Here is a 15,469-nt window from a genome sequence, read left to right on the forward strand (position 1 = left end):
CACGCCGGTCCCATGGCCCCAGGCACAGGATGGGAGGTGGCCGAACCGGCAGGTGGACAGGCGGAGCAGCCCACGTCCTGCTCGTCTGGGTGATGGGCACCACTCCTCTCTGCGCTCAGACCACAGACGGCTTGGCCAGCGCATCGATTGCCGACCTCAACGCGGCCTTCGAGGCTGGCACCCTGACCGCCGAACGCCTCGTGCGCATGTCCCTGGCGCGCATCGAGGCCTATGATGCCGCGGGTCCAGCGCTGGGTGCCGTCCTCTGGCTGAACCCGCACGCACTCGAGACCGCTCGGGCGCTGGATCGGGAGCGCCGTGAACGCGGACCGCGCTCCGCGCTCCACGGCATTCCGGTTGTGCTCAAGGACAACATCGACACGGCCGACCTGCCCACCACGGCCGGGTCGTCCCTGCTGCTGGGCTCGATCCCCCCCGACGACGCCTTCCTCGTGCAACGGCTGCGGGCCGCCGGCGCCATCGTGCTCGCCAAGGTCAACCTGAGCGAGCTCGCCTCGGGCGTCACGTTGAGCTCGGTGGCTGGCCCCATGAGGAACCCGCACGACCCCAGCCGCTCCCCTTCGGGATCGTCGGGAGGGACGGGAGTCGCCATCGCGGCCGCCTACGCACCGATCGGATTCGGAACGGACACGGGGGGCTCCGTGCGGGGCCCGTCGACCGCCAACGGCATCGTGGGCCTGAAGCCGACGATGGGGCTGCTCAGTCGAGACGGAATCGTCCCGCTGGCGCTTTCGTTCGACGTGCCGGGCCCCATGGCTCGCCAGGTGGCGGACATTGCCGCGGTCCTGAACGTCGTGACCGCCGTGGACGCGGCCGACCCGGTCACCCAGACGGGCGCCGGCTCGAGCCGAGTCGACTTCACATCGTTTCTCGACGCCAAAGCGCTGGCAGGAGCCCGTATCGGGGTGGCCCGCGACTTCTTCGGCCAGGACGCCGAAGTGGACTGGATCATGGAGGCGTCGTTGCAAGCCATGCGCGACGCCGGCGCCACCGTGGTGGACGTTCGCCTTCCCCGCTGGCTGCTCCAGTCCAAGGAGGAGTGGTACACGACCATCCGCTGGCGGGAGTTCCGGGCTCAGATCCCGACCTACCTGTCGACGTTGGACGCGGGCTACCCTCGTACGCTCGCCGAGATGATCGAGCGCTCGCAACGACTGACCTCGCCCACGCCGGAAGGCCAGCAGCCCAATCCCACGCGGTGGGGACTGTTCCTCCAGGAGGAGGACAGCGGCACCCTGCAGGACGCCGAATACGTGTCCGTCCGCGACCATGCGCTGCCGCTCATGCGCACGCTGATCGAGGGTCTCATGAACGGAGAAGGTCTCGACGTGATCGTCTATCCCACCTCAGCGACCCGCCCGGGTCTGGTGACCGGTGGTGGGGGGGGCGGCCCCTCGGCCACCAACATCGCCAACCTGACGGGCTTCCCGGACCTCATCGTCCCGGCCGGCTTCACCAGCGACCTGCTGCCCGTGGGGATGAGCTTTCTGGGGCGGCCATTCAGCGAGCCGCGCCTCCTGGCCCTGGGCTACGCGTTCGAACAACGCACGCAGGCCCGTCGCGACCCGGCGCTCACTCCGCCGCTGCGTGGGGAGCGCATCCGCTGACGCCTGCAGCCGACCGTGGATGACGACGACGGCACCGCTGGCCCGCGACGCCGGCGCAGTAGGGCGTGCGCGCTTCGCTCAACGTGCGTTGGGGCACTCCACCAGGACCCGCAGCAGGTCCGCCTCGGTGACGATGCCCACCAGTACGTCCCCTTCAACGACGGGAAGGCACCCCAGATGCTCATCGAGCATGATGCGAGCGGCTTCGGCCACCGTGGCGTCTGGCACGGTGGTGCGCGCGGGTTTGTGCATGAGCGCCACGATGGGAGCGTCCATCAGTGGCCGGTCCGCGTCCACACGCGGCCCATGCTCGGTCAGTGACGAGACCGACGCTTCAAGCACGTCGCGGTGGCTCACGACGCCGACGACACGGTTGGCACGATCCACCACGGGAACGTGCCGGATGTGCGCCCAGTCCATGATCTGACGGGCGGTGAACGCCTTCTTGTCCACCCGGATGCTGAACACCTTCCGGGACATCACGTCCTTGACCTTCACGTGCCTGGGCTCCTTTCCGGCCCCGATCGCCCCGGCGCTCCCGAGCACGCCTTCCGCGCTCGGGCAGTGGCCGGTGCCTCTCGGTAGAGTTTCGGCAGAACCCGACGCAGCCTGAAGGAACCGCCTTATCGTGCAACGACCAAGCCGGGTTTCCTCGCCCCCCGCCCCCCTCGCCGTTGCCCCGCACCGGCGGCCCCCACAGGTTGCCCCGGATCCCCCGACCGAGGGGACGAACCACCCTCGGACGCACGGGAGGCCGAGCTGCTCCGCTTCCCTGCATTCCCCAATCTCCAGGACCCGTCTCTCGTGACGCGACTCCCACCGTTCCTCGCGAGCCTCGTGCTCCTCGGGTTCCTGCCGGCCAGCGGATCGGCGCAACGTGCGGCTCGGACGGAATCCCCCGTGGCAGACCCGGCGTTGTATTCCACGATGGCCTGGCGGCTGGTCGGGCCATTCCGGGGCGGACGCTCCGTCGCCGTCGCAGGGGTCCGCGATCAGCCACAGACCTACTATTTCGGCGGAGTGGGCGGCGGCGTGTGGAAGACCAGCGACGCAGGCATCACCTGGACCAACATCAGCGACGGTCAGATCAGCACCGCGAGCGTGGGCGCGATCGCCGTCGCTCCCTCCGACCCCAACGTCGTCTACCTGGGCATGGGTGAGCATGCGCCGCGCGGCGTGACCACCAGCCACGGCGATGGCGTCTACCGGTCCACGGATGCGGGCAAGACCTGGACGCACCTGGGCCTCACGAGCACACGGGCCATCAGCCGCATCGTGGTCCACCCCCAGAATCCGGACGTGGTGTATGTCGCCGCGCAGGGAGCTCCCTATGGCCCCAGCGCGGAGCGGGGCATCTACCGCTCCCTGGACGGGGGCACGTCCTGGGAGAAGGTCCACTACGTCAGCGAGACCGCGGGCGCCAGTGAGCTCAGCATGGACCCGGCCAACCCGCGCATCCTCTACGCGGCCTTTTGGGATCATGTGCGTGAGCCGTGGGAGGTGCGCTCCGGGGGGCCCGGCAGCGGTCTCTGGAAGAGTACCGACGCCGGGACCACGTGGGCGAAGCTGGAGCGCGGGCTCCCAGCCCTGATGGGCAAGATCGGCGTGAGCGTGTCGGGCGCCAATCCAGACATCGTCTACGCGATCGTGGAAGCCGAGCCCGAGGGTGGGGTCTTCCGTTCCGACGATGCCGGTGCGAGCTGGCGCCGCGTCAACAACGTGCGGGGTCTGCGCTCCAGGCCCTGGTACTACATGGAGATCTTCGCCGACCCCAACGACGAGAACACAGTCTACGCGCTGAACGCACCGCTCTGGAAGTCGATCGACGGCGGCCGAACCTTCAGCTCGGTGTCGGTCGGCCACGGAGACACGCATGACCTGTGGATCCGCCCGGGCGATCCCGACAACCTCATCCTGGCCGACGACGGCGGCGCGGAGATCACCTTCAACGGCGGAGAGAGCTGGTCGTCGATCATGAACCAGCCCACCGCCCAGTTCTATCGCGTCAACGCCGACAATCGGGTCCCCTACTGGATCTACGGCGGCCAACAGGACAACACCAGCGTCGCCATCAAGAGTCGCGACTTCGACGGAGCCATCGGGCCCGAGGACTTCCGCGCCTCGGCGGGCTGTGAGAGCGCGTGGGTGGCGTTCGACCCGGATCGGCCCCGCTTCCAGTACGGTGGGTGCTATCTGGGACAGATCAACGAGATCGACGACCTCCTGCAGACGAGTCGGAACGTGCAGGTACGTCCCGGCATGCCGGCTTCGATCCAACCCAAGGACATGCGCTACCGGTTCAACTGGAACGCGCCCATCGTGGTGAGCCCGTTCGATGGCAACGTGCTCTACCACGGCGGCAACCACCTGCTCATGTCCCGGGATCGCGGCACCTCCTGGACCGAGATCAGTCCAGACCTGACCAGGGACGACGAGACCAAGCAGGGCCCGGGCGGAACCCCGATCACCAACGAGGGCGCAGGCGGCGAGGTCTACGGCACCATCTACACGATCGCCCCGTCGCCGGTGGACCGGAATGTCATCTGGACGGGCTCGGACGACGGGCTGGTGCAGGTGACCCAGGACGGGGGTCGTACATGGACCAACGTCACGCCCGCCCTGCCGGAGGCCATGATCAACGCCGTGGAGGCGAGTCCGCACGAGGCAGGCGCCGCCTACATCGCGGTGACGCGCTACAAGTTCAACGACTTCGCACCCATGGCGTACAAGACCACGGATTTCGGGCGCACCTGGACCGCCATCGCGGACGGGATCCCGGCCGAGCACTGGGTGCGCGTGATCCGTGAAGACAGCGAGCGCCGGGGCTTGCTGTATCTGGGTACCGAGCTCGGAATCTTCGTCTCGTTCGATGATGGAGCGCATTGGCAGAGCCTGCAGTTGGGCCTCCCTCTGACCCCGATCACCGATCTCAAGGTGCACCAGGGTGATCTTCTCGCCTCGACGCAGGGGCGCGCGTTCTGGGTGCTGGACGATCTCTCTCCGATCCGTCAGCTGCACGCCGCTCGGGCCGAGATCGCTGCCGCCGACGCGTGGCTGTTCCAGCCGCGGGACACCTATCGCCAGTTCCCGGGCGGAGGAGGCTTCGGTGGCGGCCGCGGCGCGGTGGGTTCGAACCCGCCCAGCGGCGTGGTCGTGCACTTCAAGCTGGCCGCCAGCGCAATCGACACCAGCGCCACTGCTGCGCCCATCACGCTGCAGTTCCTCGACGCAGAGGGAACGCTCATCCGTACGTTCACCACCCGACCCGGGGACGAGCCCGACGCCCCCAGCCGACTGGACGTGAAGGCGGGCATGAACAGGGTCGCGTGGAACCTGCGGCACGAGACGGTGCCCAACGTGGAGGGGCTGTTCACGTTCGGATCACGGGCGGGACGCATGGTCCCACCGGGGCAATACCGCGTGGTGCTGTCGCTGGGCGAGCGGGAACAGCTCGAGACCAGCGTGCGGGTGATGGACGTGCCGCAAGTGGCCGCCGAGGTCAACGCGGCGGACCACGCCGCGCGTGACCGACTGGCCCAGCAGATTCGGGACGAGCTGGTCGCACTGCACCAGAGCGTGAACACGCTGCAGGGAGTAAACGCGCAGGTCGAAGGCGCCGTGGACCGAACCAAGGAACACCCGCGCCGCGACACCATTCAAGCGGCCGCCCGCATGCTCGCAGACAGCATCCAGGCCGTCGATTCGATGCTGGTCAACCGGAACTGGACCACCGGCCAGGATCCGACCGTCTTCCCCACGCGCCTCAACCAGTTCTTCCTCTACCTGCGAAGCGCGGTGGATGGCATGCCCGGGGCCCCCACGCAGGGGATGCTCGATCAGTTCCGGGAGCTCACCGAGGAGTGGCGCACCTACCGCTCCCGCATCGATTGGATTCTGGGTCCGGGCGTCGGCGGCTTCAACGAGCTGCTGGATTCCCTCGGCGTGAAGGCAGTAGAGGTGGGAAGGCGGGTGGTGAGCTGACGGCCCGGTGCCGGCAGGCAGCGTGCCTGCCGGCCCACCCACCCGCGGGACCCCGCGGGAACGTCACTCCGATCGCCTCTGACCCACCGCGCCCGACATGAACCAGGCGGCGCCGGCCAACGCCGTGTCCTTGAGCAGATTGCCCATGGACGCAGCCATCGCCATCTCATCGGCCGCACCCAGGACACCACGCAGGTGGATGCTGACGGCGAAGATGAGCAGCATCACCCCGAGAAGCCGGGTAGCCAGCACGGCCTCCCTCCCGGTGACGATCGCGGCGGTTGCCGCGATCAGGGCCAGGCCCGTCAGGTAGACCCAGACGACCCCGCCCGGAATGGGGACCATGCCGGCCATCGCTGGACCGTTCATGAAGTGAAGTAGTCCGAAGACAGCCAGCGGGACGGCATACAGGACGCGACCTACCTTGGGCAAGGCTTCCATCAGTGCTCTCCATCGCGAAGGGTGCGCCGCGGGCACCGGCAGGTCAGAGCCAACTCCCCCGAGTCACGCCGGTCCCCGCCGCCGGAGCCTATTGATTCAAGCTTGAATCATGGGACGCATCAGGCCCGGGAGCCAGACTTCGGCCCTGATCGGGTTCTTCAGCCCTTCCACTCCACCCCGAGCACCCGCTCCAGCTCCTCCCACCGGCCCCGCGCCACCCGTAGACGCACGCCATCCGCCAACACCACGGCACCGCCGCCATCGCGTTCCCGGTCCAGGACCTGGATGCGGTCCAGGTTCACGATGGTCGACCGATGGATGCGGTGGAACCGCCCGCGGGCCAGCATGTGCTCCAGCTCCTGCATCCGTCCACTGACCAGGTGGACCTTCCCCGCGGCATGGACACGGAGCAGATCGCGATCGGCCTCGACCCAATCGATCTCGGCGACCTCGATCAGGGTGGTACGCGTCCCCACGCGCACGCCGATCCGTGCGGGTGGCGCTTCGGTCGGGGCGGGCACTCCAAGCACCGACCCCGCCTCGCCTTCGCGCAAGCGCACGCTCCGGATGAGGGCCTGCAATGTATCCGCGAGCCCCAGCGCCTCCTCGGCTTCCAGGCGCCGCAACGCCCGCTCCACTGCTGCCATGAAGCGTGGCCGTCCGAACGGCTTCATCACGTAGTCGAGGGCATGCACCTCGAAGGCACGCTGCGCGTACTCGTCGTGGGCAGTGACCAGCACGATGCCCGCTGGCACATCGCGGCCGAGCTCCTCGAGGACGGCGAAGCCGTCCAGGTCAGGCATCTGCACATCGAGGAAGAGAAGGTCGGGCCCGAGCGCTCGTATGCGCTCCACGGCCTCGCGACCCGTCGTCGCTTCACCGATGACTTCGACGCGCGGTATCCGATCCAGAAAGGTGCGCACGGCTTCCCTGGCGGCGGGCTCGTCGTCGACGACCATTGCCCGAAACGTCCGCCCGGCGCTCATTCGGCGTCCCGGTCCGGCTCCGCGGGAATCTCGATGCGCACACAGGTTCCACGACCGTCGGCGCTCTCCACCCGGAACGTGGCCTTGGGGCCATACGCATGCTGCAGGCGCTCCCGCGTGTTCCAGAGCCCGGTTCCACTGCCGGGAGCGGGAGTGGGATTCGACATCCCGGGGCCGTCGTCAATGACCTCCAAACGAAGGCGTCCGGCGTCCACCGCACCTGTGACCGTGACACGCCCCGCCCGCGCATCGGCGGACACCCCGTGGCGGATGGCGTTTTCAACCAGGGGCTGGAGGAGAAGCGGCGGCACTGCGCACGAGCGAGCCTCGGGACTGGCATGCACGTCCAGCGTGAGCCGATCGGGGAAGCGAGCCTGCTCGATGGCGAGGTACGCCTGGACCATGGCCAGCTCGTCGCCCAGCGGAATGGACATCCGGTCCGTGGAGGCCCGCACGCGCTGGAAGAGCGCGCCGAGGTGATCCAGCAACGCGTCTGCTTCCTCATCGCGCCCCGAGCGCCACAGTTGACCGATCGTGTGCAGGGTGTTGAACAGGAAGTGGGGGCGGATCTGGGCGTTCAGCGCTTGGAAGCGCGCGTCCGACAGCTGCGCCTCCAGGCGGGCGACGCGCAGCTCACGCTCACGGCTGCTGCGGTAGTAACTCCAGGCCTGGGCCAGGGTGGCCGTGACCACGTAGACCGTCAACGCCACATGGACCCGGATGGTGCCCCAGAAGGCGGCCTGCCGAACCAGGGTTCCCCACCCGCCCCAGTTGCGCCCGGCCCACCAGAAGCCGAGCACGGTGAACAGATTCGCCACCCACGCGCACAGGGGGATGGCGATCAGGTGGACCCAGGTGTTGCGCGCCCAACTCTGCCGGGTGACCGGAAGCCGTTCCACCAACGCGATGGCCAGCAGCGACACCGGGATCCAGGGAAGCCAGTTGATCAGCGCCGTACGCACGGCCGCGGTCAAGGCCACCGGGTTGCCCTGCATGGTCATCCCGAGTGCCGTCTGGCTCCCCAGCACCACGCCCACGAGCAGCCAGAAGGCCGCGACGCCGAACACCACGCGCCAGCTCATGGACGGTGCACTCCCCTACCCTCCCCACGTGTGCGTGTACTTGATGATGAAGGTCCGCCTCAGCGAGAGCGGGAGCCGGGGCTCGCCCGGGTCCGGCAGACGTTCCGTGGCCAGGCCATCGTTGAAGACCAGCCAGAGGTCGTGTCCTTCGGCGAAGTTGTAACGCAAGCGGACGTTGAGATCCAGGCGGTCCGTGGTGGAGTTGTATTGCACGAAGGCGTTGCCCGACGCTTTGCTGTCCAGGGCGGTCCGCAGGCGCACGCGAGCCAGGTGGATGTCTGTGGCCTGAGCACGCTCGTCGAACCGGAGGCGCGTCCATTGGTAGTCCGCGCCCACCTCGAACCGGGGCGACGCGTTCCAGGTCGGGCCCGCGATCACCTGGGTCCGGGTACCATCGAAGAAGGAGCCCGCCCGCGCGTCGATGTCGGTCCGCAGCTTGCGTCCCTGGTTCATGGTCCAGACGAATTGCAGGTCCGCGTACGTATAGCGGCCTTCGGGAATCTCGACGGCACCGCCGATGGAGAATGGGGCCCGCACGTCTTCCACGAACAGCTTGGGCTCGATCCACCCACCGCCACCGCCCTTGGTCTCCCACTGCACCCAGACCGCGTAGGTCCCTGATTCCAGCGTGCCGTCCTGGTTGCGGAACGTGGAGAACGCCAGCAAGCCCGGGTAGACCCTGCGGAAGAAGGGATGCGCATCGGTGAAGATGAAGTAGTTCCCGAGCAGATTCGCCTGCGTGAAGTCCCGACGCGGCAGGAACCCCAGCTCGGGCTGGTAGCGCTCCCCCGAACGCGTGTATTCGATGGTATAGGCCAGTCCCCGGTTGGCCCGGCGTTGCCAGCGCGCGTTGAGGTGCGATCGACCGAAGAGATCCCCGCCCTCCCCATCTCCGAACGTGCCCGCCCACTTGAGCCCCAGGTAGGTGTCGCCAAAGAGTCGGAAGGCACCGTCCAACCCCGTGGCGACGTTGACGTGTCCTGATCGTGCCCGCGTGGTGATCATCCCCCCCATGGTCGAGTAGTCGTTCAACACGCGGCGGAGCAGGCGTGCCGCGCCAAAAGTCTCGGTGGGTAGCGCTTCCACCGCAGAGGTCTGCATGGCCAGGGCGCCCACCTCCCACTCCCCGACGCGTCCCACGAGTCGCGCGCCGCCCAGCACCGGCACCGGCTCGTTGGTATCGGTGAGCCCGATGCGACGGGAGTGGAAGAGCCTGCTGCCGGCTCCGGTGGCGAAATCGAAGACGCCGCTTCCTTCCTGGAAGAACCGGCGCTTCTCCGGAAAGAACAGCGAGAAGCGATCGAGGCTGACCTGCTGATCGTCCGCTTCCACCTGCGCGAAGTCCGTGTTGGCGGTGACGTCCAGGGTCAGGTTGCTGGAAAGGGCGTATTTGAGGTCCACACCCACTTCGCGGGTGGTTCCGGTCTCCGCGGTCCAGGGCGTGCCCGCGGCGGCCCGGGTCGCGGCCCGGTCGACGCCGCCCAACACGTAGGACGACAGGTAGAGCGGTCGGTCGGTGTGCACGCCCTCGACAACTACGTCCTGCGCCACCGAAGGTTGGCGGAAGGCGAACTGGGGATCGATGGCAGGGAACGTGACCCGCTCTCCGGTGCGCGAGACCAGACGGGTCACCGTCAACCCCATCGTGGCTCGTCCAGCGGTGTCCACCTGAAAGCCGATCGTCGAAAAGGGGATGCGCACCTCCACGAACCAGCCGTTCCCGGCGACCTGGGTCGCGGCGTCCCAGAAGGCGTCCCAACTGTCGTTCAGAGCCGCGCCGTCCTCCGACACCAGCAGATCGAAGCGCGTGGCGGCCGGCGTGACCCCGAACCACTTGGCGTTCTGGTTGTCGTTGAAGGCATCGACGTACAGGGCGAAGGCATCGTCTCCGTTCCAACGGTCCCGGTAGAGCGAGTGGATGCGGATCCCGTCCGGGTCGGAGTCGTAGAACCAGCCGGCCGCGTACAGGTAGTCGTCATCGTAGGCGACCCGGATCTCGGAGCGCTCCTGAGGTGCACCCCGGAACGTGGGGAAGTACATGGTGAGCGGCAGGGCTGGGACGTCCTGCCACGCCGCCTCGGTCGGCGAGCCGTCCAGAGTGACCGGGCCGCGGAGACGCGGCAGGTGCACCGGCACGTCGGGTCGGGAAGCTTCCAGGACCCGCGTCGCTCCCGGCTCCGCCGAGGCGCCCGTCTGGGCGCTCAAGCGGGTCGCGGACGCGATCCCCGCGCTGGGCGCAGCCAGCGCACCCGCCATGATCCCCGCCACCAGCCAGCCGAGTGGGCGCCCCATCAGCGCGCGGGCTCCAACGCGGCGAAGAACCCGCCCGTCGCGTACACGCCCCCGTGGACGCGCAGCACGATCTCGTTGACTCCCTCGACGAGCTCGACGGGGATTTGCTGGCCTGCGTGCGTCGCTTCGGTGGTGAAGTCCGGCCAGGCGCGACTCTCGCCGGCCACGAACCAGTGGAAGCGCCCATTGACCCAAAGCGCCAGATCGTCCACGGTAGCCAGGTGCAGCACGGCGGGCCCCGCCCGCTCCGCCTCCACCTGCGTGCGAAAGTAGGCAACCGTGCGCGGCCCGTGATAGTCGACGACCCGACCGGTGACGACCGCACCCCGCCCATCCGTGTCGAAGGGGCGCCACGTGGACAGCACAGCCGGATCCCGCGCGACGTCGTCCTGCGTTCGCTCCAGCGGTCCGTGCACCCGCCACTGCGTGAGCAGGCCCGGCGGGTGAGGTCGTCCAGCGGGCTGATCCTCGCCGCGCGCGGATCGGTCCGTCAGCGGCACCACGCGCACGTTGTCCAGCCAGACTTCGCCGCCCACCGAACGCGGCTGAAAGCCCAGGGCACCGGCATCGAGCTCGAGGTCGGAGAACGTGAGCTTGGGCGTCTCCAGGTCTCCCACGTATACGCGGCACGTACGCCCACTCACCTCGAAGGCGACGCGCTGCCAGCGCCCGATCACGACCTGATCCGCGCCGGTCAGCGCGACGTGCCCCTCCGGGTAGAGCGTGCGCGAGACGTTGTAGTCGCGATGCGGATTGACCTGCAGGTAGGAGTCGTTGCCTTTGATGTAGATGTTGCCGAAGTCGAAGCGGCCGTCGCGCTCCGTGACGTTGTAGAGAAGGCCCAGATAGTTGTTGCGGTCTTCGGGGAAGAGCACGTCCGCCTCCACGCGCACGGGCCCCCACGCTTCCGATCCACGAATGAGAACGTGTGCGTCCCCGTTGGGGCGGAGCACCAGGACGTTGCCGTGCACGGGATCCCCGGAGTCGAGGATGTGTGCCGCCGCGACGCCGTACACCGTCCACCCCCGCAGCCCGGCGTCGAACGCGTCGGCGAAGAGGGCCTGCTGGGCAGCTCCCGGCTCCGACGCGAGGATCAGGCCCGTGCCGGCCGCAAGGAGCGCGCGCAGCAGGACGTGCGCGGCGGGGTGGGTGCGGGGACGGAGGTGCATCGTGGCTCCTTGGATGGGTGCGGCCCCCAAGTGTGGCGGACGTTCCAGGAGCACGGTGAGGAGACCGCGCGAGCGGAGGAGTTGCTACGCTGGGCGGTGGAGGCGGGGCAGCCGACGGCGAGCGGCGCTGCCACCACCAGGACGGGGGTCCCCTTGCCCACCCCTCACCCCGCCTTCCAATCTGGCAGGATCCACCTCACCCGGAGGCCCCGATGCGTTCCCTGCCAACCGCCTTGGCAGTCTTGCTGAGCAGCGCCGTCGTCACTCTCGCTCCCGCGCCCGTCACGGCACAGGCGCTCGACGACGTGCTCGCCACCTTCCAGCCCCGGGCGGTCGGACCGGCCAAGATGGGCGGCCGGACCGTGGATTTCGCGGTCTACGAAGCGAACCCGTCGATCTTCTATGCGGCCTCCGCGTCGGGCGGGCTCCTCAAGACCGTCAACGGAGGCATCTCCTGGGAGAACGTCTTCGACGATCAGGCAACCGTCTCGATCGGCGATGTCGCCATCAACCCCAACGATCCAGACATCGTCTGGGTGGGAACCGGCGAGGCCAACAACCGACAGAGCTCCTCCTGGGGAGACGGTCTGTACAAGTCAACCGACGGCGGTTCCACCTGGACCCACATGGGCCTTCGTGACAGCCACCACATCGGGCGGATCGTCGTGCATCCGATCGACACGGACATCGTCTACGTGGCGGCGGTGGGACACCTCTGGGGTCCCAACATGGAGCGCGGCGTCTTCATGACCACAGACGGCGGACAAACCTGGGAGCACGTGCTGGCCATCGACGAAAACACAGGCGTGATCGACCTGGCCCTGGACCCGCTCAATCCCAAGACCTTGTATGCGGCGGCCTACGCACGTCGCCGCAGCGGATGGGGATTCAACGGCGGGAGCGAGACCGGCGGCATCTTCAAGAGCGTCGACGGCGGCCGCAGCTGGCGGGAGCTGTCCAAGGGGCTGCCGAAAGGAGCGACGGGCCGCATCGGACTCGACATCTACCGCAGCGATCCCAACATCGTCTACGCCGTGATCGAGGCCGAGGACGGGGGGGTGTTCCGCTCCGACGACAAGGGCGAAAGCTGGACGCGGATGAGCGACCTCAACCCCCGCCCCATGTACTTCAGCCAGATCCGCGTCGACCCCAACGACGACGACCGCATCTATCTCGGCGGCGTACAGCTGCACGTCTCGGACGACGGCGGCAGGACCTTCAGCGCCGAGGGCGCTCCGGGCGTGCACCTCGACCACCACGCTTTCTGGATCGACCCGTCGGACTCTCGTCATCTGCTCGACGGAAACGACGGGGGCACCTGGCAGAGTCGCGACAAAGCGCTCACCTGGGAACACCTGAACAACTACCCGATCGGTCAGTTCTACGACGTGGCGGCCGACATGCAGGAGCCCTACCACATCTTCGGCGGCATGCAGGACAATGCCACGTGGGGTGGACCCAGCGGGGTGCGGGACCGTCAGGGCATCTCCAACGAAGACTGGTACATGGTACTGGCCTGTGACGGGATGTACGTCGCCGTGGATCCGAGCGATGAGCAGGCCGTGTACACCAACTGCCAGAACGGCCGCATCGTGCGCTACGACCGGCGCACGGGCGAGCGGCAGTCCGTCATGCCCGACCTGGGACCCGAGGAACCGGCGCTGCGCTGGAACTGGACGACTCCGATCGTGGTGTCCGCGCACGACGAGAGAACGCTCTACACGGGCGGCAATCGACTCTTCCGCTCCACGGACCGAGGGCACTCCTGGGTCGTCATCAGCCCCGACCTCACACGGCAGATCGACCGCGACACCCTGCCACTCATGGGGGTCCGCGGCACCGACGTCACCCTGTCCAAGCACGACGGCATGACCTCGTTCGGCAACATCACGGCGCTGGCCGAGTCACCACTCAACGGCCAGCTGCTCTACGTGGGCACCGACGACGGCAAGGTGCATGTCACCCGGGACGGTGGCGCCACCTGGACGGATCTCACCGACCGCGTGCGCGGCGTGCCACCCATGCTGTACGTGAGCCGCCTGACCCCCTCGCGTGTCGCCGAGGGGACGGTGTACCTGTCCTTCGACGGTCACCGCAGTGACAACTTCGAGGCGTACGTCTTCGTCAGCACCGACTACGGACAGACCTGGCGGTCCATCGTCTCGAACCTGGACCGCGGCCCCGTCTACGTCATCGCAGAAGATCCCCGAAACCCGGACCTGTTGCACCTGGGGACCGAGTTCGGCCTCTACGCATCGTTGGACCGCGGGGCGCATTGGACCCGCTGGCCCACGTTCCCGACCGTGGCCGTATACGGCCTGATGGTACACCCGCGCGACAACGACCTGATCCTGGCCACGCACGGCCGCAGCTTCCTCATCTTCGACGACATCTCGGCGCTACAGCAGATGGGTAGCGGCACGATGGCGGAGGCGGCCCACCTCTTCGATCCCCGCCCCGGCCGTCAGTTCATCCCCAACGAGAACGGCTGGTTCCTGGGTGGGCGGGAGTATCATGCGCCCAACCCGGAGTTCGGCACCGCGCTCTCCTATTGGCTGGGCACCGCGCAGGAGGACAGCGTCACACTCACCATCTCGGACCGTTCTGGCACCGCGGTGCGCGAGCTCAAGGGACCGGGTACGGCCGGCCTGCACCGCCTGCTTTGGGACCTGCGGGCCGAGCCCTACGGCGCCCTGGGAGAGGGGCTGGCTGGAGCGCTGAATCTGTCCGAGCTGGGGCCCTTCGTGCTACCCGGCGAGTATCAGGTCGCCCTGAGCGTCGGAGCCGCTCAGCGGACCACGACCGTGCGCGTGAACGGGGACCCACAGATCCGGATCAGCGACGCCGACCGCAAACAGCGCTACGAGATGCTCGTGGCCCTGACCTCCATGCAGAAGACCGCGGGCCAGGCGGCCGACGCCGTCAATGCGCTACGCACGCAAGTGGACGAGCTCAGCTCCTGGGTGGGCAAGAACGAAGATGCACCCGAGGCTGTGAAGACCCGCACGGAGGAGGTGACGAAGCAGGTGGCCGAGCTCAGGCGAAGGTTGCTCGGGGGTCGGCCCGGTGGTGACGACGAAGACGAGGAGAACCGGCTCCCGCCGGTCCGGCAGCGCATCAACGGGCTCAAGTCCCAGGTGATCGGCGCGCAGGCGCTTCCCACCGCGCTACAGCAGGAGACCTTCGCGGGAATCCGCCCGGACCTGGACGCCGTCGTCGCAGACATCAATGCTGCCATCGAACGCACGCTTCCCGAGCTCTATCGCCTGCTCGCGGACAACGGGATCCAGGGCCTGCCGGTGAAGACCATCCCGCCGGTGGGCCGGTAGGAGGCCGGCGACCCGGCCCGACATTCCCTATCCCCGGAGCGGTACTCGCGGAGCACCGGCGCAAAGCGTTCTGGTTGCGCCGGCTCTTCCCGCCGGCGTAGCATTCTCGTCCTGGGGGACGGTGCGCAGCGCGTCCGCGCTCTTCCACCCGCCTCGCCCCCGCTGTTGGCGTATCCGCCGGAGGAACGATGAACCACGATCCCCTGCGAGATTCCATCGGACGGGCCCTCGGTTTCACCCGCGCCCAGATCGAAGGCACCATCCGGGTCCCGACGGTCACTCCTCCACTCCGGGTGCGCCTCGGCGAATCGCTGGGCAGCGGCGTCCGGGTGACGGTCGCTTGCGCGCCGACGGACTTGATCGAGCTCACGGGTGAAGCCGATCACCCGCTCGGACTCTTCCCGGCGAGCGTGATCGCCTCGCAGCTCCTGCGGGGCGAGGTCGCCGACTCCTTGCGTGAAGAGATCCTGGAGTGGGCCGAGCGCAATCAACAACGCTGGTGCGAGCCCGGTGGCCACCTGACCGACGAGAATCCCTGCTCGCTGCACGAACGCGGGTAGC

Annotated in this window: 10 protein-coding genes; 4 read left to right on the top strand and 6 right to left on the bottom strand. The window is 68.2% G+C overall.

Annotation, left to right across the window (positions count from 1 at the left end; all coding sequences use genetic code 11):
• The first annotated feature begins 92 nt into the window (after nucleotides 1-92).
• The gene (locus R3E10_06755; protein MEZ4415437.1) at nucleotides 93-1,628 is read left to right on the top strand and encodes an amidase family protein; all 1,536 of its coding nucleotides are present in this window, start codon (nucleotides 93-95) and stop codon (nucleotides 1,626-1,628) included.
• Nucleotides 1,629-1,706: 78 nt separating this feature from the next.
• Here the strand turns inward: R3E10_06755 and R3E10_06760 are convergent, their stop codons facing one another.
• A complete protein-coding gene (locus tag R3E10_06760) occupies nucleotides 1,707-2,126 on the bottom strand; it encodes a CBS domain-containing protein (protein ID MEZ4415438.1) in 420 nt (139 codons plus the stop codon).
• 306 nt (nucleotides 2,127-2,432) lie between these two features.
• Here R3E10_06760 and R3E10_06765 point away from each other — a divergent pair, with 306 nt between their 5' ends.
• Nucleotides 2,433-5,609: a glycosyl hydrolase gene (locus R3E10_06765; protein ID MEZ4415439.1), complete on the top strand. Its 3,177-nt coding sequence runs from the start codon at nucleotides 2,433-2,435 to the stop codon at nucleotides 5,607-5,609.
• A gap of 63 nt (nucleotides 5,610-5,672) precedes the next feature.
• Here R3E10_06765 and R3E10_06770 read toward each other — a convergent pair whose 3' ends face one another.
• From R3E10_06770 to R3E10_06790, 5 genes are all read right to left on the bottom strand, one after another.
• A complete protein-coding gene (locus tag R3E10_06770; GenBank protein MEZ4415440.1) occupies nucleotides 5,673-6,041 on the bottom strand; it encodes a DoxX family protein in 369 nt (122 codons plus the stop codon).
• A 167-nt stretch (nucleotides 6,042-6,208) separates the two neighbouring features.
• Nucleotides 6,209-7,036, bottom strand: a complete 828-nt coding sequence (locus R3E10_06775; GenBank protein MEZ4415441.1) for a LytTR family DNA-binding domain-containing protein — start codon at nucleotides 7,034-7,036, stop codon at nucleotides 6,209-6,211.
• Nucleotides 7,033-8,118 carry a histidine kinase gene (locus R3E10_06780; GenBank protein MEZ4415442.1) on the bottom strand — a complete coding sequence of 362 codons (1,086 nt, stop codon included), beginning with the start codon at nucleotides 8,116-8,118 and terminating at the stop codon, nucleotides 7,033-7,035. Before R3E10_06780 ends, R3E10_06775 begins: the two co-directional genes overlap by 4 nt.
• Before the next feature lie 15 nt (nucleotides 8,119-8,133).
• A complete protein-coding gene (locus R3E10_06785) occupies nucleotides 8,134-10,410 on the bottom strand; it encodes a DUF5916 domain-containing protein (protein ID MEZ4415443.1) in 2,277 nt (758 codons plus the stop codon).
• Nucleotides 10,410-11,579: a hypothetical protein gene (locus tag R3E10_06790; GenBank protein MEZ4415444.1), complete on the bottom strand. Its 1,170-nt coding sequence runs from the start codon at nucleotides 11,577-11,579 to the stop codon at nucleotides 10,410-10,412. The genes R3E10_06785 and R3E10_06790 overlap by 1 nt, the downstream gene beginning before the upstream one ends.
• A 212-nt stretch (nucleotides 11,580-11,791) precedes the next feature.
• On the opposite strand from R3E10_06790, the gene R3E10_06795 reads away from it, so the two are divergent.
• Together R3E10_06795 and R3E10_06800 are read left to right on the top strand one after the other, a co-directional pair.
• Nucleotides 11,792-14,908: a hypothetical protein gene (locus R3E10_06795; GenBank protein ID MEZ4415445.1), complete on the top strand. Its 3,117-nt coding sequence runs from the start codon at nucleotides 11,792-11,794 to the stop codon at nucleotides 14,906-14,908.
• A gap of 188 nt (nucleotides 14,909-15,096) precedes the next feature.
• A complete protein-coding gene (locus R3E10_06800; protein MEZ4415446.1) occupies nucleotides 15,097-15,468 on the top strand; it encodes a hypothetical protein in 372 nt (123 codons plus the stop codon).
• The last annotated feature ends 1 nt before the right edge of the window (nucleotide 15,469 follow it).

Source organism: Gemmatimonadota bacterium, assembly GCA_041390105.1.
GTDB lineage: Bacteria > Gemmatimonadota > Gemmatimonadetes > Longimicrobiales > Gaopeijiaceae > JAGQIF01.